At 60.0% G+C, this 20,296-nt stretch carries 23 protein-coding genes, 1 tRNA gene and 1 pseudogene; 17 read left to right on the top strand and 8 right to left on the bottom strand.

What is annotated here, in order from left to right; all coding sequences use genetic code 11:
* Window positions 1-26: 26 nt before the first annotated feature.
* From C6382_RS06195 to phnE, 4 genes are read left to right on the top strand one after another with little or no spacing between them, the layout of a single operon-like run.
* Complete coding sequence (locus C6382_RS06195; protein ID WP_107023651.1) at window positions 27-881, top strand: putative selenate ABC transporter substrate-binding protein; 855 nt, start codon at window positions 27-29, stop codon at window positions 879-881.
* Entirely contained in the window at window positions 878-1,672 is a 795-nt protein-coding gene (locus C6382_RS06190) for a phosphonate ABC transporter ATP-binding protein (protein WP_107023650.1), read from the top strand. Before C6382_RS06195 ends, C6382_RS06190 begins: the two co-directional genes overlap by 4 nt.
* Window positions 1,666-2,493, top strand: coding sequence for an ABC transporter permease (locus tag C6382_RS06185; RefSeq protein ID WP_107023649.1), 828 nt, complete (start codon window positions 1,666-1,668; stop codon window positions 2,491-2,493). Before C6382_RS06190 ends, C6382_RS06185 begins: the two co-directional genes overlap by 7 nt.
* Complete coding sequence (gene phnE, locus C6382_RS06180) at window positions 2,490-3,257, top strand: phosphonate ABC transporter, permease protein PhnE (RefSeq protein WP_107023648.1); 768 nt, start codon at window positions 2,490-2,492, stop codon at window positions 3,255-3,257. The genes C6382_RS06185 and phnE overlap by 4 nt, the downstream gene beginning before the upstream one ends.
* Here phnE and C6382_RS06175 read toward each other — a convergent pair.
* The 4 genes from C6382_RS06175 to C6382_RS06160 are packed head-to-tail and all read right to left on the bottom strand — an operon-like array spanning window position 3,254 to window position 5,673.
* Window positions 3,254-3,727 (bottom strand): DoxX family protein, encoded by a 474-nt coding sequence (locus tag C6382_RS06175; protein WP_107023647.1) that lies wholly within the window; start codon window positions 3,725-3,727, stop codon window positions 3,254-3,256. The genes phnE and C6382_RS06175 overlap by 4 nt on opposite strands.
* A gap of 38 nt (window positions 3,728-3,765) precedes the next feature.
* Complete coding sequence (locus C6382_RS06170; RefSeq protein WP_107023646.1) at window positions 3,766-4,512, bottom strand: DNA-binding domain-containing protein; 747 nt, start codon at window positions 4,510-4,512, stop codon at window positions 3,766-3,768.
* Complete coding sequence (locus tag C6382_RS06165; protein ID WP_107023645.1) at window positions 4,509-5,360, bottom strand: DUF692 domain-containing protein; 852 nt, start codon at window positions 5,358-5,360, stop codon at window positions 4,509-4,511. Before C6382_RS06165 ends, C6382_RS06170 begins: the two co-directional genes overlap by 4 nt.
* Window positions 5,361-5,391: 31 nt before the next feature.
* The gene (locus C6382_RS06160; RefSeq protein ID WP_107023810.1) at window positions 5,392-5,673 is read right to left on the bottom strand and encodes a DUF2282 domain-containing protein; all 282 of its coding nucleotides are present in this window, start codon (window positions 5,671-5,673) and stop codon (window positions 5,392-5,394) included.
* Window positions 5,674-5,874: 201 nt separating this feature from the next.
* On the opposite strand from C6382_RS06160, the gene C6382_RS06155 reads away from it, so the two are divergent.
* Both C6382_RS06155 and C6382_RS06150 read left to right on the top strand, forming a co-directional pair.
* Window positions 5,875-6,444 carry a sigma-70 family RNA polymerase sigma factor gene (locus C6382_RS06155; RefSeq protein ID WP_107023644.1) on the top strand — a complete coding sequence of 190 codons (570 nt, stop codon included), beginning with the start codon at window positions 5,875-5,877 and terminating at the stop codon, window positions 6,442-6,444.
* On the top strand, window positions 6,444-7,085 hold the full coding sequence (locus C6382_RS06150; protein WP_107023643.1) for a DUF1109 domain-containing protein: 642 nt from the start codon (window positions 6,444-6,446) through the stop codon (window positions 7,083-7,085). Before C6382_RS06155 ends, C6382_RS06150 begins: the two co-directional genes overlap by 1 nt.
* Before the next feature lie 101 nt (window positions 7,086-7,186).
* Here C6382_RS06150 and C6382_RS06145 read toward each other — a convergent pair whose 3' ends face one another.
* Together C6382_RS06145 and C6382_RS06140 are read right to left on the bottom strand one after the other, a co-directional pair.
* Window positions 7,187-7,666, bottom strand: a complete 480-nt coding sequence (locus tag C6382_RS06145) for a GNAT family N-acetyltransferase (protein ID WP_107023642.1) — start codon at window positions 7,664-7,666, stop codon at window positions 7,187-7,189.
* 139 nt (window positions 7,667-7,805) lie between these two features.
* Window positions 7,806-8,042 carry a hypothetical protein gene (locus C6382_RS06140; RefSeq protein ID WP_107023641.1) on the bottom strand — a complete coding sequence of 79 codons (237 nt, stop codon included), beginning with the start codon at window positions 8,040-8,042 and terminating at the stop codon, window positions 7,806-7,808.
* A 379-nt stretch (window positions 8,043-8,421) separates the two neighbouring features.
* Between C6382_RS06140 and C6382_RS24305 the strand changes: the two are divergent.
* Window positions 8,422-8,564, top strand: a pseudogene (locus tag C6382_RS24305) (DNA-binding protein); the annotation flags it as partial.
* A 10-nt stretch (window positions 8,565-8,574) separates the two neighbouring features.
* Here C6382_RS24305 and C6382_RS06130 read toward each other — a convergent pair.
* Window positions 8,575-9,444, bottom strand: coding sequence for a LysR substrate-binding domain-containing protein (locus C6382_RS06130; protein WP_107023640.1), 870 nt, complete (start codon window positions 9,442-9,444; stop codon window positions 8,575-8,577).
* A 132-nt stretch (window positions 9,445-9,576) separates the two neighbouring features.
* Between C6382_RS06130 and C6382_RS06125 the strand changes: the two genes are divergently transcribed.
* The 5 genes from C6382_RS06125 to C6382_RS06105 all read left to right on the top strand — a co-directional run bounded on the left by C6382_RS06125 (window position 9,577) and on the right by C6382_RS06105 (window position 14,475).
* Complete coding sequence (locus C6382_RS06125; RefSeq protein WP_107023639.1) at window positions 9,577-10,629, top strand: agmatine/peptidylarginine deiminase; 1,053 nt, start codon at window positions 9,577-9,579, stop codon at window positions 10,627-10,629.
* A gap of 4 nt (window positions 10,630-10,633) precedes the next feature.
* On the top strand, window positions 10,634-11,542 hold the full coding sequence (gene aguB / locus C6382_RS06120; protein ID WP_107023638.1) for an N-carbamoylputrescine amidase: 909 nt from the start codon (window positions 10,634-10,636) through the stop codon (window positions 11,540-11,542).
* 1 nt (window position 11,543) lies between these two features.
* Window positions 11,544-12,647, top strand: coding sequence for an extracellular solute-binding protein (locus tag C6382_RS06115; protein WP_107023637.1), 1,104 nt, complete (start codon window positions 11,544-11,546; stop codon window positions 12,645-12,647).
* 41 nt (window positions 12,648-12,688) lie between these two features.
* On the top strand, window positions 12,689-13,813 hold the full coding sequence (locus C6382_RS06110; RefSeq protein WP_107023636.1) for an agmatine/peptidylarginine deiminase: 1,125 nt from the start codon (window positions 12,689-12,691) through the stop codon (window positions 13,811-13,813).
* A gap of 470 nt (window positions 13,814-14,283) precedes the next feature.
* A complete protein-coding gene (locus C6382_RS06105) occupies window positions 14,284-14,475 on the top strand; it encodes a DUF4223 family protein (protein WP_075226586.1) in 192 nt (63 codons plus the stop codon).
* 213 nt (window positions 14,476-14,688) lie between these two features.
* Here C6382_RS06105 and C6382_RS06100 read toward each other — a convergent pair.
* Window positions 14,689-14,773, bottom strand: a tRNA-Leu gene (locus C6382_RS06100).
* 108 nt (window positions 14,774-14,881) lie between these two features.
* Between C6382_RS06100 and queA the strand changes: the two genes are divergently transcribed.
* The 5 genes from queA to secF all read left to right on the top strand — a co-directional run bounded on the left by queA (window position 14,882) and on the right by secF (window position 20,294).
* Entirely contained in the window at window positions 14,882-15,931 is a 1,050-nt protein-coding gene (gene queA, locus C6382_RS06095) for a tRNA preQ1(34) S-adenosylmethionine ribosyltransferase-isomerase QueA (protein WP_107023635.1), read from the top strand.
* Between the two features lie 14 nt (window positions 15,932-15,945).
* A complete protein-coding gene (tgt, locus tag C6382_RS06090; RefSeq protein WP_178082753.1) occupies window positions 15,946-17,061 on the top strand; it encodes a tRNA guanosine(34) transglycosylase Tgt in 1,116 nt (371 codons plus the stop codon).
* Between the two features lie 47 nt (window positions 17,062-17,108).
* On the top strand, window positions 17,109-17,444 hold the full coding sequence (gene yajC / locus C6382_RS06085; protein ID WP_010223473.1) for a preprotein translocase subunit YajC: 336 nt from the start codon (window positions 17,109-17,111) through the stop codon (window positions 17,442-17,444).
* Window positions 17,445-17,507: 63 nt separating this feature from the next.
* Window positions 17,508-19,373: a protein translocase subunit SecD gene (gene secD, locus C6382_RS06080; protein ID WP_107023633.1), complete on the top strand. Its 1,866-nt coding sequence runs from the start codon at window positions 17,508-17,510 to the stop codon at window positions 19,371-19,373.
* Between the two features lie 9 nt (window positions 19,374-19,382).
* Complete coding sequence (gene secF / locus C6382_RS06075; protein WP_107023632.1) at window positions 19,383-20,294, top strand: protein translocase subunit SecF; 912 nt, start codon at window positions 19,383-19,385, stop codon at window positions 20,292-20,294.
* Window positions 20,295-20,296: the final 2 nt, after the last annotated feature.

Below are 20,296 nucleotides of genomic sequence, written 5' to 3'. Positions count from 1 at the left end.
CCCGCTATTGAACCGGAGAATCCCTCATGCTCAAACGTCCCCTGGCGCTGTTCGCCGGCCTCGTGCTGTCTTGCTCGTCCCTTTTGGCCCAGGCGGCCGATACCCTGAAGGTCAGTGCCATCCCTGACGAGGCACCGACTGAACTGCTGCGCAAGTTCAAGCCACTGGGCCAATACCTGGAGCAGAGGCTGGGCATGAAGGTTGAGTTCGTGCCGGTCGCGGACTACCCGGCAGTGGTCGAGGCGCTGGCCACCGACCGTCTGGACATGGCCTGGCTGGGCGGTTTTACCTTCGTTCAGGTACACCTGAAGAGCCCGACCGCGACGCCTTTGGTACAGCGTGAGCAGGACGCCAAGTTCACCAGCAAGTTCATCACCGCCAATCCCGAGGTCAAGAGCCTGGCCGACCTCAAGGGCAAGACCTTTGCCTTCGGTTCGATCTCGTCCACTTCCGGTAGCCTGATGCCGCGCTACTTCATGCTCAAGGATGACAAGATCAAACCCGAGAGCTACTTCAGCCGGGTTGCCTATTCCGGCGCCCACGACGCCACCGCCGCCTGGGTGCAGGCCGGTAAGGTCGATGCGGGTGTGCTCAACGCCAGTGTCTGGGACAAACTGGTGGCCTCGGGCAAGGTCGACACCAGCAAGGTCAAGGTATTCGCCACCACCCCGAGCTACTACGACTACAACTGGACCGTGCGCGGTAGCCTCGATCCTGCGTTGAAAGAGAAGATCAAACAGGCCTTCCTGGCCCTCGATCCGGCCAAGCCAGCGGACAAGGCGATCCTCGACCTGCAAGCCGCCAGCCGCTTCATCGAAACCAGCCCGGACAACTACAAGGGCATTGAGGAGGCTGCGCGCGCTGCTGAGTTGCTCAAGTGACAATCAAGCTCAACGGTACGAGTCTGCGTCATGGTCAGGTTCAGGCATTGCACGCGATCAACCTGCGCGTAGAAGTTGGCGAGCGGGTGGCGATCATTGGCCCTTCGGGCGCCGGCAAGTCCAGCTTGCTGCAACTGATCGCCAGCGCCATGGCGCCAACCACCGGCAGCGTTGAGTTGTTCGGTGAAGCGCCGTGGCGGCTGTCGGCGCGTGCGCGCCAGCGTCTGCGTGCGCGGATCGCTCTGATCCATCAGGCGCCGCCGCTGCCACCGCGGCAGCGGGTGGTGACTGCAGTACTGGCCGGGCGTCTGGGGCAGTGGAGCACCCTGCGCGGGCTGCTCAATCTGTTGCACCCCTCGGATGTCCCGGGCGTGCGTGCAGTGCTGGCCAGGCTGGGCATGGCCGACAAGCTCTTCGCCCAGTGCGGGCAGCTGTCTGGCGGACAATTGCAGCGGGTCGGCATCGCCAGGGCGCTGTACCAGCAGTCGGAAATTCTGCTCGCCGACGAGCCGGTCTCGGCCATGGACCCGGTGCTGGCCGAGCACAGCCTGAAAACCCTCAATCAGCATGCCAGCGAGCGAGGTATTACTCTGGTCGCCAGCTTGCATGCGGTGGATCTGGCGCTGACGCATTTTCCGCGGGTGGTCGGTATCCGCGAAGGGCAGGTGGCATTCGATCGCCCGGCTACTGAGGTTTCCAGCGAGATGCTCGATGCGCTCTATGCCAACGAGCACCTGGGCTCGCCACCGCTGCCTGTGCCGACGCTGAACCTGCAGATCCCGCGATGCTGACGGCTGACAAACGCGACCCGGCAGCGCTGCCCAGGCTGCTGCTGACGCTGCTGGCCATTGCCTTGCTGTGGCCCGGCATCCATGTGAGCGAGCTCAATCCCGGTGTGCTGCTGGAGGCTGAAAATCGTCGCCAGATGGGCAATTTCGTCAGCGGTTTCTGGCCGCCTGCGCATGATCGCGAGTTTCTCGCCCTGTTATGGGAAGCGATTTTACAAACCCTGGCGATGGCTACGGCAGGCATGACCCTGGCCTTGTTGTTAGCGATACCGGCCAGCCTGCTTGCCAGCCGGGCGCTGTCCCTGGGCGCCGCCTCGCGCGCGGGTCGCCTGGGGTTCTGGTCGCGCACGGTGCGTTTGCCGGTACGCGGGTTGCTGATCTTCCTGCGTAGCGTGCCGGAAATCGTCTGGGCACTGCTTTTTGTCCGCGCGGTAGGCCTGGGGCCGACCGCCGGTGTGCTAGCCATCGCCATCACCTACAGCGGCATGCTCGGCAAGGTTTACGCAGAGATCTTCGAATCGATCAACCAGCGTCCCGCCCACGCGCTGTTGCAGGCCGGCAGTAGTCGCCTGGGCGCCTTCTTCTACGGCATCCTGCCGGATGCGGCAGCGGAGCTGGTGTCTTATACGGTCTATCGCTGGGAGTGCGCGATCCGTGCATCGGTGGTGATGGGCTTTGTCGGCGCGGGCGGGCTGGGACAGCAGATTGATTTGTCGCTGCGCATGTTCGCGGGCGCCGAGGTGGCGAGCATGTTGCTGGCCTTCCTGGTGCTGGTATGGCTTGCAGATCAACTGAGCCGGTTGTTACGCGGGAGGTTGGCATGAGGCAACTGATCAATGCCACGCTGATTCTCGCCTTGATGGCGGCGGTGCTGGGTTCGTTTGCCTACTTGAGTCTCGACTTGCAGGCGCTGTTCGGTAATGGTGGGTTAGGGCAGATGGGCGCTTATGCGGCGCGCTTCCTCAGCCCTGACCTGAGCGCTGAACATATGCGCGCGGTGGGCAAGGGCGCCTTGGAAACCCTGGCCATGTCCGGCCTGGGCACTTTACTCGCGGTCATGCTTGGCCTGTTGATAGCCTTGCCGGCGGCCGGGCGTTTCGGTTGGCCGCTGCAGGGGGCTGCGCGTTTACTGCTCAATGCCCTGCGGGCAATACCGGAGTTGGTCTGGGCGGCGCTGACCGTGCTGGCGGCGGGGCTGGGGCCGAATGCCGGAACCCTGGCGTTGGCCTTGCACACGACCGGTGTGCTTGGTCGGCTGTTTGCCGAAGCATTGGAAAATACCCCGCCAGAACCGGCTGCGGCCATCCGCCTGCAGGGCGGTAGTCAGGTGGCAGCGTTTTGCTTCGGTACTTTGCCCAATCTCTGGCCGCAGTTGTTGGCGTACAGCCTGTACCGCTGGGAAAACAACATCCGCATGGCCAGCGTGCTTGGCTTTGTCGGCGCCGGTGGTCTGGGGCAGATGCTCTACACCACCTTGAGCCTGTTCCAGGAAGCGCAGGCCAGCACGGTGATTATTTCCATGCTGGTGCTGGTGTTGTTGGTGGATGCCTTGAGTGATTTGCTCAGGCAGCGTTTCGTGCGGGCCTAGCGGATGCCCAGGTAACGGTCCAGCGACCAGCGTCCGCCACCGCGACCGACCACCACCAGTAACAAGCCCGCCCAGCTCAAATGGGTAGGCCAGGCATCGGGGTAAACGAACACCTGGATGACCAGGGTCATGCCCAGTAGCGCCAAGCCGGCAAAACGGGTGAACAGGCCGAGCGCCAGCAACAACGGAAACAGGTGCTCGGCATAGGTGGCCAGGTGAGCTGCCAGCCAGGGCGACAGCACAGGTAGCATGTACTCGGTACGAAACAGCTCATAAGTACTGGGGGTGATGCTCAACAGTCCTTCGACCTTGGTTCGCCCGGAGAGAAAGAAGATCGAGGCAATGCCCAGGCGTGCAACCAGCGATAACAGCGAATCACTGATCAAGCCTTGCAACTGCTCGGCGCAGCGCGACCAGCGTGTGCTGACAGGGGCGGGGTGTTGGTGAGGGGTATTACTGAGTGAGTGCATGGCATGCTCCAATCAAGGCCGCGCAGGCCCTTGGCTGTTCAAGCAAATACTCCGGCCGCGAGCAAGCGGCTGAGCAGAGTAGTGAAGTCAATCGACGAATCGAAGGTCAGTACGGCGTTGGTGGCCTCCTCCAGTGATTGGCCCGCAGCACAGGCGTCAAGAAAGACACATTCGGCTTCGCTTAACAGTTGCCACCGCACCTGACCGCACTGACGGCGTAACAGCAAGCCTTCACCCTTCCAGACCAGCGGTTCGGGCAATGCCGATCCCTGGCGGTTGCAGTGCCAGATGCTGTAGATCGGCTGCCCGCTGAACCACTGCCAGCGCACGTCGAGGCGCGGTCGCAAGTGTTGCTGGCCGAGGTGTGCAGGGCTGATGCCAGTCATCGCTACCAGGTCCAGAGCACGGTCTTCAGGAGCGATGTGGACCTCTATCCACAAACGATCAGCGCGTGCCACATCCGCCAGATAAGGCAGGCTTTGCGCGGGCTCGAATTGTTCGAGGAACCTTGCAAACTGGTCACCGTAAAGGATCAAACGAGCGTCGTGGGGTGGCGATTGCATTACATGAATGGCTGCTGCGGCACGAAACCAATCGGTGCCGACCAGGCGTTCGACGGTCGGGAAGTTGGCCTGTAAGGCATCGACACAACCTTTGAATACCGTGTTGCGATACACCGTGAAACCGGCCTGTTGGCTCAGCGGCAACCGTTCGGCCGAGCCCGGCTGGCCATACAATGCCGCGGTGAAGGCCGACTGGAATGCGCCTAGTGATGAGCTGCTCATGGCCGGGTACCGAGGCAATCGAGCAGACGCTGGGCAGTGTAGCGCTCACCCAGCAACGCTTCGAACGGTGGAATTTGATCATCGCGCTCAATCAACGTCGGGCGCGGTCCGGTCCGCTGTATCAGATGCCGATACAGTGCCCAGACCTCAGCGGCGATGGGCGTGTCATGGGAGTCGATCAATAGGTCACTGTTGGCGTCCTGGCTGAATCCGGCCAGGTGTATTTCGCTGATCAGGTGCGCCGGAAATGCATCCAGATAGGCGCGGGCCTCGAAGCCCATGTTGTGGGCGCTGACGTGAACATTGTTGACGTCCAGCAACAAACTGCAGCCGGTGCGTTGGGCAAGCTCGGTGAGAAAGTCGATCTCACTGAAGTCGTGCCCCTCCAGATGCACGTAGTGGCTGGGGTTTTCGATCGCCAGCGGACGGGCAAGGATGTCCTGGGCGTAATGAATGTTTTCGGCAATGCGTAACAGTGCAGCCTGGCTACGTGGGAAAGGCAGCAGGTCAGGGTGGTACTGGCCTTGCCAGGCGGACCAGGCCAGGTGTTCCGAAAGCAGCTGTGGTTGTACCCGGTTGGTCAGGGCCCTGAGTCGATACAGGTGCTCAGCGTCAGGCAGTTGATCAGCGGCCAGTGACATTGACACACCATGCAAGGACAGTGGATGGCGCTCGGCGATGGCGTCCAGCCAGCTCAGCCTGGGGCCTGCGACCATGTAGTTCTCCGGATGAACCTCAAACCACAACCCGGGGGCATCACAGGCATTGGCGTGTTCGTAATGCTCAGCCTTGAGCCCGAGACCCGCGCCCAGGTGGACGTCGAGGGGTGGTGCAGAGAAACTGTTCATGGTCGCTTCGCCCTATGCGGGTGGCTATGGATCAGGGCTGTTTTGGCGTCAATGAGCCCATGCCGTTGGGCGTCTTGATCGACGTGCAGGTACCGGCAGGCACGTTTTTCCAGGCGTCGGCCTGATAGTCCATTTTTGAAGTCCCGGCGCAGCTGGTGCCGGCTCCGGCTTTACAGTCGTTTTTACCGGCCATGGCCACGCCGTAGCATTTCTCCATGGCAGGCGCCGGGGTATCGGTGGAGGAAGCAGCAATGGCAGTCCCGGCGATCGATGCGAAAGCGAGGGCGGCAGCGGTAGCGGCGAAAGTTTTCATGACGACATACTCCCAAAAGGTGGGGTGGCCGAGCATCTTTGCTTGCGGCTCGTGAAGTAGTTCGTCGGGGTTTGCCGATCGGTTACAGCGCTGGATAATTTTTTCGAGTCATTTCTCCAGGTAGCTAAAACCGCTATGGTTCCTAGCACCATTGTCCGGCTTGCGGACAATTTCTTTTGCCCCCTGTAACCAGAGCCCTGGATGGATCGAACTACTCAGAGTGAACTGTTGCGCGCGCGTGAGGCGGCGCTGCAAGGCTTGCTGGTGTCGGGACTGGACGGCGATGCGCAGGCGTATCGACAGTTTCTGCAGCAACTGAGCGGACACCTGCGCAGCTTTTTGCGCAAACGCCTGCATGCTCGCCCGGATGACTTGGAGGACCTGCTCCAGGAGGTGCTCCTGGCGGTGCATAACGCCCGTCACAGCTATCAGCGCGAACAGCCATTGACCGCCTGGGTGCAGGCTATTGCTCGCTATAAACTGGCTGACCATTTGCGTGGCCAGGGCCGTCGGCAGGCCTTGAACGATCCACTGGACGACAGCGATGAATTGTTTGCCCAAGAGCAGCAAGAGCCGGCTCAAGCCCAGCGCGACCTGGGAAAACTGCTGCAGCAGCTGCCGGACAAACAGCGTTTGCCGATCGTACACGTCAAGCTTGAAGGCTTGTCGGTCGAGGAAACCGCCGAGCTGACCGGGCTGTCCGGTTCAGCGGTTAAGGTCGGCATACATCGGGGGCTCAAGGCACTCGCAGCGTTGATTAGAGGTACCTGATGAAAACTGACGACTTGATTTCCCTGCTTGCAACTGGCATCGAGCCGATTGACCGGCGGCAGTTCGCGCGTCGCCTGAGTCTCGCCATGCTGGTCGCCGTTGTGGGCGCGTGCCTGCTGACGGTGGTGGTGTTCGGCGTGCGTGCCGACATTGTTGCGGTGGCAACGACCCCGTTGTTCTGGGCCAAACTTGCTTTGCCGGCAACGCTGTTGGTTGCGGCGCTGCTGGTGTTCATCCGCCTGGCGCGCCCCGGCCTTGACGTCGGCGTACGCTGGGGCGGCATTGCGATGCCGGTGCTCGGCGTCTGGGCGGCGACGCTGCTGGTGCTGAGCGGGGTACCGGAGGATCAGCAATTGGGCCTGATCTTTGGCCGTACCTGGCGCACCTGTCCGTTCAATATTGTCTTGTTGTCGATACCGGGATTCTTCGCGCTGTTGCGGGTGATGCGGGAGCTTGCCCCGACACGCTTGCGTCTGGCCGGTGGCGTGGCCGGCCTGTTGGCCAGTTCCACGGCGACATTGGCTTACTGCCTGCATTGCCCGGAGATGGAGGTGCCGTTCTGGGGTGTCTGGTATGTGCTGGGTATGGCCATTGCGACCCTGATAGGTGTTTTGCTCGGGCCTCGTTGGCTGCGCTGGTGATTGAGTGTGGGAGCTGGCATTACCTGCGATGCAGGCACCGCGCAACCTGGCTCCTGCATTAGCCAATCAATTCCCCACACTGCGCATCACGCTGCATCGATTCACCGCAACGCTTGCTTCATCTGTACCAACGCCACCCGGGTATTGCCCGGTCCCTGGCGTTCTTCAATGACGAAGGGGGTAAAACCCAGCTGTGGATACAGCAACAACCCCGCGGTGTTGTTGTTGAAGCAGGACACCCAGACTTCGCGGGCATCGTACTGGCAGCGGGCCAGCTCAATCATGCTTTGCACCAGATAGCGTGCCACCCCATGGCCACGGGCCGCGGGAGCTACCACCACATTGCCAAGGGCGCAGACACCGCCGTGCTCAGCCTTGTAGAAGTTGGCAAACGCCAGCACCGTGCCGTCGCCCTCGACCACCGTCGAGCCTTGACGCTGAGCGATGGCGTCGCTCAGTTGTGCCGGAGTCAGCGGGTATTGGGCCTTGGGGAACATGTAGAACAGTTCGTCCGGCCCTTGGGGGAAACAGCAGATAGTGGCGATGTCCGTGGCCTGGACGGGGCGATGGGTCAGCTGCATAAAGTGGCTCGCTCAAGCAGGAGGGGGACTGGAATCCTACACTGCCTGGCGACCAGCGCAGATGCAATCGCCACCCAGGTTCACATCATCGACAATCACCTTGGCCATCTCGCCTAGAAAATGCGCGAAGCGCTCGCAATCAGTTTTGCATTTGAACGCAGACCAGCGCCTGCTCAACACGGCTGCGTGCCGTCTCAATCTCATGCACTGCAGCGCGTACCAGCGCTTGCTCGTGCAGGTCAGGGTGCAGCAGCACCGCCTGCTGGGTTACGGCCAGGGCACAGGTCAGATGCTCGGAGGCATAGACCAAGGCGTCTACAAGACAATAAGGAGAGTCGGTGGGGAGAAGCGGGGGATCGGGGAAGATTTTTAGCATGGTCAACTCCTGTATCAGTGGAGCCGCTACAAACCCGCTGTCAAACAGGAGGGTGGCAGATGTATGTGGGTTGAAAGACCGGTGATACAGGAACCGGCACACACGAGTGGCCCCACGCATAGCTGCCATAAAGCAGTGCGGCTGTATCAATAGCGGTCTGTCAAAACGGGTCGTTGAATGAGCAACGACCGGCCAAGACTAGGCAGCTACCGAGGCAGGTGCAACAGCTGAAGTGCCCGGGGATTATGCTTGGGAAATGGACTACACGAAATAGCGAAACGGATGCGCGCACCACCATATTAGGCAGTGGCATCGTGAGAAAAATCTTCGCACCCGACGATATTCAACTGGCTAGAATACTGGTCAAGGACAATTGATCATGAGCCTGACACTCAGCACATTCGATATGGCAACATTGCTGGACAGCGATGAGGCGATCATGAGTACCTTACCCAAGTGTTAGCTGGTGGTGATCGTGAAGAACTCATCAGGGCAGTTGGATATATGGCGAAAGCCCGTGGCACCGTCTGAGTCAATCAACGCCTTCAGCCGCCAGACTAGCCTGCAACCAAGTACTGAAACTCCGCGTCAACGGGCTCTTCTCACTGTCCCGATGTATCAAACAACTCCAGTCGGGCCCGCGCACCGTTTGCGCACACAACGGCTGTAACAGCCCTTGCGTACACGCCTGCGTGGCAAGCAACTGGCTGACCAGCGCAATGCCATGGCCAGCACACGCCGCATCAAGCAGTAACCCAGGGTCAGAGAAGTTCAAGCCGTTGCTGCGCTGACCTACATCCTCACCGCCCTCAACCACCCAATGACTCCAGTCCATTTCCCGTTCGCCATGCAAGGTGGTGCGCTGCGCTGCGGGCAACTTGAGCAAATCAGGATGGCAGGCCGGATACAGACGGTCGCGGAACAGGGTCTGGTGACTGCACTCGGCCTGGGCGCTGAGGTCATCGCGCAGGCTCAGGTCGATGGTTTGCGTGGCCATGTCCGGCGGATCGAAGCTGGTGAACAACCACAGATCCACCTCGGGATGCTGGCGATGGAAATCCCCTAGCCGTGGCAGCAACCAGTGCCGGGCGAACGCCGGGGTGGTGTTGACCACCAGTTGATTGGGTTTGCGGTACTGCTCCAGACGCCGGATGCCGACCGACAACTGCTGCAGCATCGCCTGGGTGGTGCTTTGCAGGTCGTAACCGGCGTCGGTCAGGCTGACGCTGCGGCCGTTGCGAAAGAACAGCGGCTGCTCGAGGAAAGTCTCCAGGCTACGTATCTGCTGGCTGATCGCCGATTGGGTCAGGTGCAGCTCTTCGGCGGCTTTGTGAAAGCTGCCCAGGCGCGCGGCAGCTTCAAAGCCGCGCAGCGCATTCAAGGGAGGCCAGTGCTTTAGCATTGATAAGCTCTACTGATCAGTTGTCGGCTAAATCTATCGTTTGTTCGCGCAATTATGAAGCCATAGCATTGTGTTAATCACCGCAGCAGCGGTTTTCAGTAATAAATATCCCTTAACTGAAAGGTGAGAAGCATGCAGCGCAATGGCGATCTGAGCAGTGGTTGGTTCATGCCCGCAGAGTGGGTGAACCATGCAGCGACCTGGATGGTCTGGCCTCACAACCAGGCGTTGTGGGAGTCCGGCTGGGGCGTGACCCTGGAGCAGGTTCAGGTGGACTTTGCCCGTGTTGCCAATGCCATTGCCCGCTTCGAACCGGTGAAGATGGTGGTGGATCCTTCCGCCCGAGCCAGTGCCAGCGATCTGTGCGGAGCGAACATCGAGCTGATCGAGCTGGCGGTCAACGACAGCTGGTGCCGCGACTCCGGCCCGAGCTTTATCTGCCATCCGCAGCAAGGGCTGGCCGGTGTCAGCTGGCGCTTCAACGCCTGGGGCGGCAAGTCGGCGCATGACCTCGACGAAAGCCTGGCGCGGCGCGTGCTCAACCAGCTCGGCCTGGACTGCTTTGGCACGGCCTTGAGCAATGAAGGCGGCGCCATTCATGTTGACGGCGAGGGTACCCTGATCACCACCGAATCGGTGTTGCTCAATCCCAACCGTAATCCGGGAATGACCAAGGCCGAGATCGAGGAAATTTTCACCCGTTTTCTCGGCGTGAAGAAAACCATCTGGCTGCCAGGCGATCCGGACTACGTCACCGGCGATATGACCGACGGCCACGTCGATGGCGTCTGCGCCTTTGCCCGTCCCGGCGTCTTGCTGGTTGATGCGACCCATGACCAGAACTTGGTGTATGCCAAGGTTGCGCGAGAGAACCGTCGGGCGCTGGAACTGGCCACCGATGCTCAAGGCCGGCGTTTTGAAATGCTTGAACTGTATGAAGCCAGCGAGGCGGTGGATGTCGATGCCGAGGTGTTCTGCGCCTCCTACACCAACTTCTACATCGCCAATGGCGCGATCATTATGCCGGCCTACGGCATTGAGGCCGACCAGGTAGCTGCAGAAGTATTGGCCAAGGCGTTCCCGGGGCGCGAAGTGGTGCCGGTGCAGATCAACAACCTGGCCCACGGCGGCGGCGGTGTGCATTGCATCACCCAACAGCAGCCCGCCTGGCCAGTGAAAGGGTGATGCCATGACGCTACTGACCGTCGCCAGCACGCAGATGCCGTGCACCTGGAACTTGCAGCACAACCTTGATCGGGCCGAGCAACTGGTACGCGAAGCGGCCGCTCAAGGGGCTCAGGTGATTCTGCTGCAGGAGTTGTTTGCCACACCGTACTTTTGCATTGAGCAGCATCACAAACATTTGGCACTGGCCGAAGAGTATCAACACAGCCAGGTACTCAAACGCTTTGCCGCGCTGGCGCGGGAGTTGGGTGTGGTATTGCCGTTGAGCTGGTTCGAGAAGGCCGGCAATGCCTACTTCAACTCGCTGAGTGTGGCCGACGCCGATGGCCGTTTGCTGGGTGTGTATCGCAAGACTCATATCCCCAACGCTATCGGCTATCAGGAGAAGGAGTACTTCAGTCCTGGCGATACCGGCTTCCGCGTTTGGGATACGGCCTTCGGGCGCCTCGGTGTGGGCATCTGCTGGGACCAGTGGTTCCCCGAGACCGCACGCTGCCTGGCGCTGATGGGCGCCGAGGTGTTGCTGTTCCCGACCGCTATCGGCTCCGAGCCGGGCGCGACCGAGCTGGATTCGCGTGATCACTGGCAGATGGCGATGCGCGGTCACGCAGCGGCAAACATCCTGCCAGTCGTGGCCGCCAACCGCGTGGGGCTTGAGGCAGCAACCACAGACCCCGAATTGCAGATGACCTTCTACGGCTCGTCCTTCATCAGCAACCATAAAGGCAAATTGCTGGTCGAAGCCGACCGCAGCACGCCTGGTGTTCTGGTGCAGCAGCTGGACCTGGCAGCGATGCGCGAGGAGCGCCTGACCTGGGGGATCTACCGCGATCGTCGTCCGGAAATGTACGCCGCGCTGCTGGGGCTCGATGGCCGTCAAGTCAATGCATGCTGGAAGACTCAAGGGGTGTGACATGAACATCAGCCAAAAGCATTTGCTGCTCACCCTCGGCCTCGCGCTGGGGGCCACCCTGACCACGGCGCAGGCCGAGGACAAGACCCTGCGTCTGTACAACTGGGCGGATTACTTTGCCGAAGACACCCTGTCCAGGTTCACCGCCGAAACCGGGATCAAGGTGATCTATGACGTCATGGATAGCAGTGAAGTGCTGGAAGCCAAGCTGATGACCGGTGGCAGTGGCTACGACCTGATCTTCCCCGGCGATACGGTGGCCGAGCGCCTGATGCGTGCCGGCAGCCTGCAGGCGCTGGATCCTGCGAAGCTTGAGGCGCTGGCTGATGTCGAACCGGGCTTGCAGCAGCTGCGCAGCCATTACCCGCACGCCAGCAAAGCCACGGTGCCCTATACCTGGGGCACCATCGGCCTGACCTACAACGACGAGCAGATCCGCCAGCGTATGGCGGATGCTCCGGTGGCGAGCCTGGATCTGCTGTTCAAGCCTGAGCTTGCCGCCAGGTTCGCGGACTGCGGGATCTCGATGATCGATTCGCCGGACGAAGTGCTGGCCGTGGTCCTCAACTACCTGGGCCGCGATCCGCGCAGCGCCAAGCGTGAAGACCTGGCCGCCGCCAGCGAACTGTTGCTGAAGATTCGGCCGTACATCCGCAAGTTCCAGTCGCAACCGGTAACCGACCTGGTCAACGGCAACCTGTGCCTGTCGCTCGGTTACAGCGGCGACATGACCCAGGCCCAGCGCACGGCGGACTCAGCCAGCAAGCAAGTCAGCTTCCAGTACCGTATCCCCAAGGAGGGCACCACGGTGTGGATGGACAACATGGCGATTCCGGTGGATGCCAAACACCCGGAGTACGCCTATACCTTCATCAACTTCGTCATGCGTCCGGAGAACATGGCGGCCATCAGCAATTTCACCGGTTACCCGACCTCCAACGCCAAGGCGCGCCCGGATGTCGACCCACAGATGCGCAACAACCCGGATATCTACCCGCCAGAAGCCACCTTCGAACGCCTGGTTACCGGCAAGGATATTCCGCAGTCCGACATGCGTGCGCGGATGCGCGTGTGGACCAAGTTCAAGGCCGCACCGGGCAGTTGATTGCACGGCGCACGTAAACGAATTGAAAGAGAGTCAAACAGATGCCAACGCGTCGTGAGTTCATAAAACAGGTTTCAGCGACTGCCGGCTTGGGTCTGGTCGCCTCCATGGGGTTTGGTCTGAGCGTACCCCGGTCGCTGGCGGCCGGCGGCAAACAATGGTTCATGCCTGACGAGGGCGACAAGCAGCAGTGCGCTTTCGTCTCTTTTGGCGCGCAGGAGGCCATCTGGGAAGACTTTACCGCCGACGTGCAGGAGGCCGTCGGCCTGATCGCCAGCACCATCGCCCGTTACCAGCCGGTCACTGTGCTTTGCCGTGCCAGCGAGCGTGATCTGGCGGAAGAACTGTGCGGCAGCAAGAACACCACTTTTGTCACCACCGAACTGGATGACATCTGGATGCGTGACATTGGTGCCAACTTCGTCATTACCGAGCAGGGTGATCTGGGCGCGGTCGACTTCAACTTCAATGGTTGGGGCAACAAGCAACAGCACACTTATGATGCCCGTGTGGCGCGGCTGTTAGCTGACAACGCCGAGGCGACCTACCTGCGTAGTGAACTGGTGGGCGAGGGCGGCGGCATTGAAGTGGATGGCCACGGCAGCGCGATCATGACCGAAAGTTGCTGGATCAATGCCAACCGCAACCCCGACTGGAGCAAGGCTGAAGTTGAAGAAGAGCTGAAGGCGCGTCTGGGGTTGCGCAAGATCATCTGGCTACCGGGTATCAAGGGCAAGGACATCACCGATGCGCATGTCGATTTCTATGCGCGCTTTGTTGAACCTGGTGTGATCATCGCCAACCTCGATACCGATTCCGATTCCTACGACCACAAGGTAACCAAGGCGCACCTGGCAATACTCAACAACGCGACAGACGCCGATGGCCGCAAGCTCAAGGTACATACCGTGTCGCCACCGCTGAATCCGCGCAACAGCAAGTTCAGCAAGAACAACCCGGACTTTGCCGCCGGCTACCTCAACTACTTCGTTATCAACGGCGCGGTGATTGCCCCGCAGTTTGGCGACAAGGCCGCTGATGCCAAGGCCTTCGACCTGCTGACGGAGCTGTACCCGGACCGTGAGGTGGTACAGCTCAATATCGATGCCATTGCCGCGGGTGGGGGCGGTATTCACTGCGTGACCCACCAGCTGCCAGTGGTTTGAACTCAGGTTTCACCGAGCTGTTGAGCTGACCGCGCCGGCTGCCCGTGCTTTGGTGGGAATGACCAGCACTCAGAACTACCAGTAGATCCAGTCAATGCTAAAGCCCGAGCCTGGTCGGCATATGGTGTTTGAACTTGGGGCGTACTGACTGAGCGTTAGGCGAACATCTCTCCTTCCGCTTCGAACACCTTTGAAGTTGCATGGCTGAAACACACAAGTTGTTCTAGTCGATCAGTTATCACGATGAACGCACGGCTAAAAAAGGCCAGGCCACATTACCCATGAATATCGATTGGCGTGTTTGTCGATTGCGCCGTGATTGACTCCGATTGCGCCATCGGGGTGAAGGCTTTTTATCGTTCAAGATGGCCTGCAAGCGAGCGCCGTAGCCGACTGGAGAGTTTTACCTGCTTTCCGTATAATCGCGCTTCCGCCATTAAGGCGGTGCTTCATAATTTAAAGGACTTTGTATGAAAAAGCTGTTGAAAGCATCGGTTGCTGTAGCTGTAGTTTCGGGCGTTGCACTGCTCTCGGGTTGCACTGGTCAAGTCTACAACCAGCCAAAGAACTGCTCGTACGACTACCTGTTCCACCCTTCGGTTTCCGTTTCTAAAATTATTGGCGGTTGCGGCCCGATCGACAAGCTGCCACAACAGCAGTAATTTTAGCGCTGCACTGATTAATCCATTCAAGGTTTAATCCAAAGCCCCCTGTTACGAATGTAACAGGGGGTTTTTGTTTTCTGCTTTCCATTTGGGGGCGGGCTTACCCCGCGATGGCGGTTTGTCAGCCACATCGGATCGCGGGGCAAGCCCGCTCTCACCGGAATAGCGCCCACAAAAAAGCCGACTTTTCAGTCGGCTTTTTCATGTGTTTGGTGCCCCGAGGGAGACTCGAACTCCCACTCCTTTCGAAAACGGATTTTGAATCCGCCGCGTCTACCAATTCCGCCATCAGGGCTTGTGGCGGCGAAGTATAGAGAGGTGACTACCGTTGGTCAATCAGGTTTCATGGTCAATTTTAGTCTTTTCGGCTAAACTTTGCGGCCCTGTCGAACCGAACACCATCATGCGCGTCGCCGATTTTTCCTTTGAGCTCCCTGATTCCCTGATCGCTCGCCATCCGCTGGCGCAGCGCCATAGCAGCCGGCTGTTGACCCTGGACGGGCCGAGCGGGGCACTGGCTCATCGCCAGTTCACCGATCTGCTCGAGCACCTGCGCCCGGGCGATCTGATGGTGTTCAACAATACCCGGGTGATTCCGGCGCGTCTGTTTGGCCAGAAGGCTAGCGGTGGCAAGCTGGAAATCCTCATTGAACGCGTGCTCGACAGCCATCGGGTACTGGCCCATGTGCGCTCCAGCAAGTCGCCCAAGCCGGGTACGCAGATTCTCATCGACGGTGGTGGCGAGGCCGAGATGGTCGCCCGTCACGACACCCTGTTCGAGCTGCGCTTTGCCGAAGAAGTGCTGCCGCTGCTTGAGCGCGTCGGGCATATGCCGTTGCCGCCTTATATCGACCGTCCGGATGAAGGCACCGACCGCGAGCGCTACCAGACGGTGTATGCCGAGCGCGCCGGTGCGGTTGCTGCACCGACTGCCGGGCTGCATTTCGATGAAGAACTGATGGCCAGCATCGCTGCCAAGGGTGTGGAAACCGCTTTTGTTACCCTGCACGTCGGCGCTGGCACCTTCCAGCCGGTGCGGGTCGAGCGCATCGAAGACCACCACATGCATAAAGAGTGGCTGGAGGTCGGCCAGGACGTGGTCGACGCCGTGGCTGCCTGCCGTGCGCGTGGCGGGCGGGTGATCGCCGTGGGTACCACCAGCGTGCGTTCGCTGGAAAGCGCTGCCCGTGACGGCGTGCTCAAGGCGTTCAGTGGCGATACCGACATCTTTATCTTCCCGGGCCGGCCATTCCATGTGGTCGATGCCTTGGTCACCAACTTCCACTTGCCTGAATCCACGCTGCTGATGCTGGTTTCGGCCTTCGCCGGTTACCCCGAGACCATGGCTGCCTACGCGGCGGCGGTCGAAAACGGATACCGTTTCTTCAGTTACGGTGATGCCATGTTCATCACCCGCAATCCGGCGCCGCGCGGCCCCGAGGATCAAGCATGAGTCGCACCTGTCGTATGTCCTTCGAACTGCTGGCCACCGACGGCAAGGCCCGTCGCGGCCGCCTGACGTTCCCCCGTGGTGTGGTCGAGACCCCGGCGTTCATGCCGGTGGGCACCTATGGCACGGTCAAGGGCATGTTGCCGCGTGACATCGAGGCCATCGGCGCGCAAATGATCCTTGGTAACACCTTCCACCTGTGGCTGCGCCCGGGTACCGAGGTGATCAAGGCGCACGGCGACCTGCACGATTTCATGAAGTGGCAGGGCCCGATTCTTACCGACTCCGGTGGCTTCCAGGTGTTCAGTCTGGGTGCCATGCGCAAGATCAAGGAAGAAGGCGTGACCTTCGCCTCGCCGGTCGATGGTTCCAAGGTGTTCATGGGCCCTGAAGAGTCGATGCAGGTGCAACGCGACCTGGGTTCCGACGTGGTGATGATCTTCGACGAGTGCACCCCGTATCCGGCCGATGAAGACGTCGCGCGCATCTCCATGGAGCTCTCGCTGCGCTGGGCCCAGCGTTCGAAGAACGCTCATGGCGACAACACTGCGGCACTGTTCGGTATCGTTCAGGGCGGCATGCACCAGGACCTGCGCATGCGCTCGCTCGAAGGCCTGGACAAGATCGGCTTCGACGGCCTGGCCATTGGTGGTCTGTCGGTGGGCGAACCCAAGCATGAAATGATCAAGGTGCTGGATTACCTGCCAGGCCAGATGCCGGCTGACAAACCTCGTTACCTTATGGGGGTAGGCAAGCCGGAAGATCTCGTTGAGGGTGTGCGCCGCGGCGTCGACATGTTCGATTGCGTGATGCCCACGCGCAACGCGCGCAACGGTCATCTGTTTGTCGATACCGGCGTGCTGAAAATCCGTAACGCGTTCCATCGCCACGATGATTCGCCACTGGATCCGACCTGTGACTGCTACACCTGCCAGAACTTCTCCCGTGCTTATCTGCACCACTTGGATAAGTGCGGCGAAATGTTGGGCAGTATGTTGAATACGATCCATAACTTGCGCCATTACCAGCGTTTGATGGCTGGTTTACGCGAGGCTATTCAACAAGGTACATTGGCCGCCTTTGTCGATGCCTTTTACGCCAAGCGCGGGCTGCCTGTGCCGCCCTTGGACTGATGTTCTGTCGATCCCTAACAAGTACTGACTTGCAACTGGAGTGCTAAATGAGCTTTTTGATCCCTGCCGCTTACGCGGACGCCGCTGCCCCTGCCGCCGGCCCAGCCGGAACCGGTTTTGAGTGGATTTTCCTGGTCGGTTTCCTGGTCATCTTCTACCTGATGATCTGGCGCCCACAGGCCAAACGTGCCAAAGAGCAGAAAAACCTGCTGAGCAACCTGCAAAAAGGTGATGAAGTTGTCACCAACGGCGGTATCGCTGGCAAGATCGTTAAAGTTGCCGATGACTTTGTAGTACTGGAAGTGTCCGACAACGTTGAACTGAAGTTCCAGAAGGGCGCCGTTGCCGCGACCCTGCCAAAAGGTACGCTCAAAGCGATCTAAGTTTCAGTTTTTTACCAATCGACGGGGCGCGCAAGGCGCCCCGCGTCTTGAACGGGCGGCGTGATGCTGAACAAATACCCTCTGTGGAAATACGTACTGATCCTGGCGGTACTGGCGATCGGTTTTATTTATTCCGCTCCCAACCTTTACCCTGATGATCCGGCCGTCCAGGTCAGTGGTGCCAACACGGCACTGCAGGTCACTCAGGCGGATCTGGATCGCGCGAGCAAAGCGCTCGTCGAAGCTGGTATCCAGGTCAAGGCCGCGAGCCTGGGCGAGAAGGGCAAAGGCGCACTTTTGCGTCTGACCAAGCAAGAAGATCAACTGCCAGCCAAGGATGTTGTGCGCAAGGCACTGGGCGATGACTACGTAGTCGCACTGAACCTGGCCCCGACTACCCCGCAATGGCTGCGTAATCTGGGCGCAAGCCCGATGAAACTGGGTCTGGACCTGTCCGGTGGTGTGCACTTCCTCCTCGAAGTGGACATGGACAAGGCCATGCAGGCCCGTCTGAAAGTCTATGAAGGCGAAGTCAAAAGCCTGCTGCGCAAAGAGCGCGTGCGCTATCGCAGCCTGCCGCAACAAGATGGCGGCATTCAACTGGGCTTCTCCGATGAAGATGCCCGCGAACAGGCCCGCAGCCTGATCCGCAAGAATTTCAACGATTTCGAGCTGACCACCACCGAGCGTAATGGCCTGTCGGTGCTGCGTCTGGCGATTACCCCGGCCAAGGTCGCGGAAATCCGTGAATACTCGATCAAGCAGAACCTGACCACGGTACGTAACCGGGTCAACGAACTGGGTGTAGCCGAGCCGCTGGTGCAGCGCCAGGGCGCCAACCGTATCGTGGTCGAGCTGCCCGGCGTGCAGGACACTGCCGAAGCCAAGCGTATCCTTGGTAAGACTGCCAACCTGGAGTTCCGTCTGGGTGCCGAGCCGGGTGCCTCGAAAGCCACCACCGAAACCTTCGAGTTCCGTGAGGGGGGGCGTTCGGCAGCCGTCGAGCGAGGCCTGATCATCACTGGTGACCAGGTGACCGACGCCCAGGCCAGCTTCGACGAACAGGGTCGTCCACAGGTGAACATCCGTCTGGATGGTCATGGTGGTGAACTGATGAGTCGTGCCACCCGCAGCAACGTCGGTCGCAGCATGGCGGTGATCTTTATCGAGCAGCGTCCAACCACGCGCTATGTGAAGCAGATGGTTGATGGCGTGGAGAAAGACGTCGCCGTCCAGACCTTCACCGAAGAGAAGAAGATCATCAGCCTGGCGACCATTCAGTCGCCGCTGGGCAGCCAGTTCCGTATCACTGGCCTGAACGGTCAGGGCGAGTCCTCTGAATTGGCCCTGCTGCTGCGTGCTGGTGGTCTGGCTGCGCCGATGTACTTTGCTGAAGAGCGCACCATCGGCCCGAGCCTGGGTGCCGACAACATCACCAAGGGTATCGATGCGTCGTTGTGGGGCATGCTGTTCGTCTCGCTGTTCATCATGGCCATCTACCGCTTCTTCGGGGTAATTGCCACTGTCGCACTGGCCGGTAACATGGTCATGCTGCTGGCGCTGATGTCGCTGTTGGGGGCAACCCTGACCCTGCCGGGTATCGCCGGTATCGTATTGACCATGGGTATGGCGGTCGACGCCAACGTGCTGATCTTCTCGCGGATCCGCGAAGAGCTGGCCAATGGCATGTCGGTCCAGCGCGCTATCCATGAAGGCTTCAACCGTGCTTACTCAGCGATTGTCGATGCCAACCTGACTACCTTGCTGGTGGGCGGCATCCTCTTCGCCATGGGTACCGGTCCGGTCAAGGGCTTCGCGGTCACCATGTCCCTCGGGATTTTCACCTCGATGTTCACGGCCGTAATGGTTACCCGTGCAATGGTCAACCTGACCTGCGGCGGGCGTGATATCAAGAAGCTGTGGGTTTAAGGGGCTGCCATGTTACGTACCATTAACTTCATGGGTGTGCGCAACGTTGCGTTCGGCGTCACCCTGCTTCTTACTGTGCTGGCGCTGTTCAGCTGGTTCTACAAGGGCCTCAACTTTGGCTTGGACTTCACCGGCGGTACGCTCATCGAGCTGACCTACGAGCGTCCAGCCAACCTCGGTCAGGTGCGCGAAGAGCTGGTCAAGGCCGGTTTCGAAGACGCTGTTGTACAGAGCTTTGGCGCGACCACCGACTTGCTGGTGCGTATGCCGGGCGATGACCCGATGCTGGGCAACCGCGTTTCCGAGGCCTTGCAGAAAGTCAGCAGCGACAACCCGGCTGTGGTCAAGCGCGTCGAGTTCGTCGGGCCGCAGGTCGGTGAAGAGCTGCGTGATCAGGGTGGTCTGGGTATGTTGCTGGCCCTGGGCGGCATCATGATCTACCTGGCGTTCCGCTTTCAGTGGAAATTCGCCTTGGGTGCGATCCTGTCGCTGATCCACGACGTGGTCGTGACCCTGGGTATCCTGTCGTTCTTCCAGATTACCTTCGATCTGACGGTGTTGGCGGCGGTATTGGCGATTATCGGTTACTCGCTAAACGACACCATCGTCGTCTTCGACCGGGTGCGAGAGAACTTCCGCGTGCTGCGCAAGGCTTCGCTGATCGAGAACATCAACATCTCGACCACCCAGACTTTGCTGCGGACCGTAGCCACGTCGGTGTCGACCCTGCTGGCCATCGCTGCGCTGCTGTTCTTTGGTGGTGATAACCTGTGGGGCTTCTCGCTGGCCCTGTTCATCGGTGTCATGGCCGGTACCTACTCGTCGATCTACATCGCCAACGTGGTACTGATCTGGCTGAACCTGAGCAGTGAAGATCTGATTCCTCCGGTCAAGGCTGAAGGCGTGGACGATCTTCCATAAGG

It is taken from the genome of Pseudomonas sp. BBP2017 (assembly GCF_003024385.1).
GTDB lineage: Bacteria > Pseudomonadota > Gammaproteobacteria > Pseudomonadales > Pseudomonadaceae > Aquipseudomonas.
This window is presented reverse-complemented; position numbering and strand designations above follow the sequence as displayed.

What these genes read in the sequence shown, in the direction of transcription:
- C6382_RS06195 (WP_107023651.1), top strand. Translation starts at nt 27, where the DNA reads ATGCTCAAACGTCCCCTGGCGCTGTTCGCCGGCCTCGTGCTGTCTTGC.
- C6382_RS06185 (WP_107023649.1), top strand. Translation starts at nt 1,666, where the DNA reads ATGCTGACGGCTGACAAACGCGACCCGGCAGCGCTGCCCAGGCTGCTG.
- phnE (WP_107023648.1), top strand. Translation starts at nt 2,490, where the DNA reads ATGAGGCAACTGATCAATGCCACGCTGATTCTCGCCTTGATGGCGGCG.
- C6382_RS06175 (WP_107023647.1), bottom strand. Translation starts at nt 3,727, where the DNA reads ATGCACTCACTCAGTAATACCCCTCACCAACACCCCGCCCCTGTCAGC.
- C6382_RS06170 (WP_107023646.1), bottom strand. Translation starts at nt 4,512, where the DNA reads ATGAGCAGCTCATCACTAGGCGCATTCCAGTCGGCCTTCACCGCGGCA.
- C6382_RS06165 (WP_107023645.1), bottom strand. Translation starts at nt 5,360, where the DNA reads ATGAACAGTTTCTCTGCACCACCCCTCGACGTCCACCTGGGCGCGGGT.
- C6382_RS06160 (WP_107023810.1), bottom strand. Translation starts at nt 5,673, where the DNA reads ATGAAAACTTTCGCCGCTACCGCTGCCGCCCTCGCTTTCGCATCGATC.
- C6382_RS06155 (WP_107023644.1), top strand. Translation starts at nt 5,875, where the DNA reads ATGGATCGAACTACTCAGAGTGAACTGTTGCGCGCGCGTGAGGCGGCG.
- C6382_RS06150 (WP_107023643.1), top strand. Translation starts at nt 6,444, where the DNA reads ATGAAAACTGACGACTTGATTTCCCTGCTTGCAACTGGCATCGAGCCG.
- C6382_RS06145 (WP_107023642.1), bottom strand. Translation starts at nt 7,666, where the DNA reads ATGCAGCTGACCCATCGCCCCGTCCAGGCCACGGACATCGCCACTATC.
- C6382_RS06140 (WP_107023641.1), bottom strand. Translation starts at nt 8,042, where the DNA reads ATGCTAAAAATCTTCCCCGATCCCCCGCTTCTCCCCACCGACTCTCCT.
- C6382_RS06130 (WP_107023640.1), bottom strand. Translation starts at nt 9,444, where the DNA reads ATGCTAAAGCACTGGCCTCCCTTGAATGCGCTGCGCGGCTTTGAAGCT.
- C6382_RS06125 (WP_107023639.1), top strand. Translation starts at nt 9,577, where the DNA reads ATGCAGCGCAATGGCGATCTGAGCAGTGGTTGGTTCATGCCCGCAGAG.
- aguB (WP_107023638.1), top strand. Translation starts at nt 10,634, where the DNA reads ATGACGCTACTGACCGTCGCCAGCACGCAGATGCCGTGCACCTGGAAC.
- C6382_RS06115 (WP_107023637.1), top strand. Translation starts at nt 11,544, where the DNA reads ATGAACATCAGCCAAAAGCATTTGCTGCTCACCCTCGGCCTCGCGCTG.
- C6382_RS06110 (WP_107023636.1), top strand. Translation starts at nt 12,689, where the DNA reads ATGCCAACGCGTCGTGAGTTCATAAAACAGGTTTCAGCGACTGCCGGC.
- C6382_RS06105 (WP_075226586.1), top strand. Translation starts at nt 14,284, where the DNA reads ATGAAAAAGCTGTTGAAAGCATCGGTTGCTGTAGCTGTAGTTTCGGGC.
- queA (WP_107023635.1), top strand. Translation starts at nt 14,882, where the DNA reads ATGCGCGTCGCCGATTTTTCCTTTGAGCTCCCTGATTCCCTGATCGCT.
- tgt (WP_178082753.1), top strand. Translation starts at nt 15,946, where the DNA reads ATGTCCTTCGAACTGCTGGCCACCGACGGCAAGGCCCGTCGCGGCCGC.
- yajC (WP_010223473.1), top strand. Translation starts at nt 17,109, where the DNA reads ATGAGCTTTTTGATCCCTGCCGCTTACGCGGACGCCGCTGCCCCTGCC.
- secD (WP_107023633.1), top strand. Translation starts at nt 17,508, where the DNA reads ATGCTGAACAAATACCCTCTGTGGAAATACGTACTGATCCTGGCGGTA.
- secF (WP_107023632.1), top strand. Translation starts at nt 19,383, where the DNA reads ATGTTACGTACCATTAACTTCATGGGTGTGCGCAACGTTGCGTTCGGC.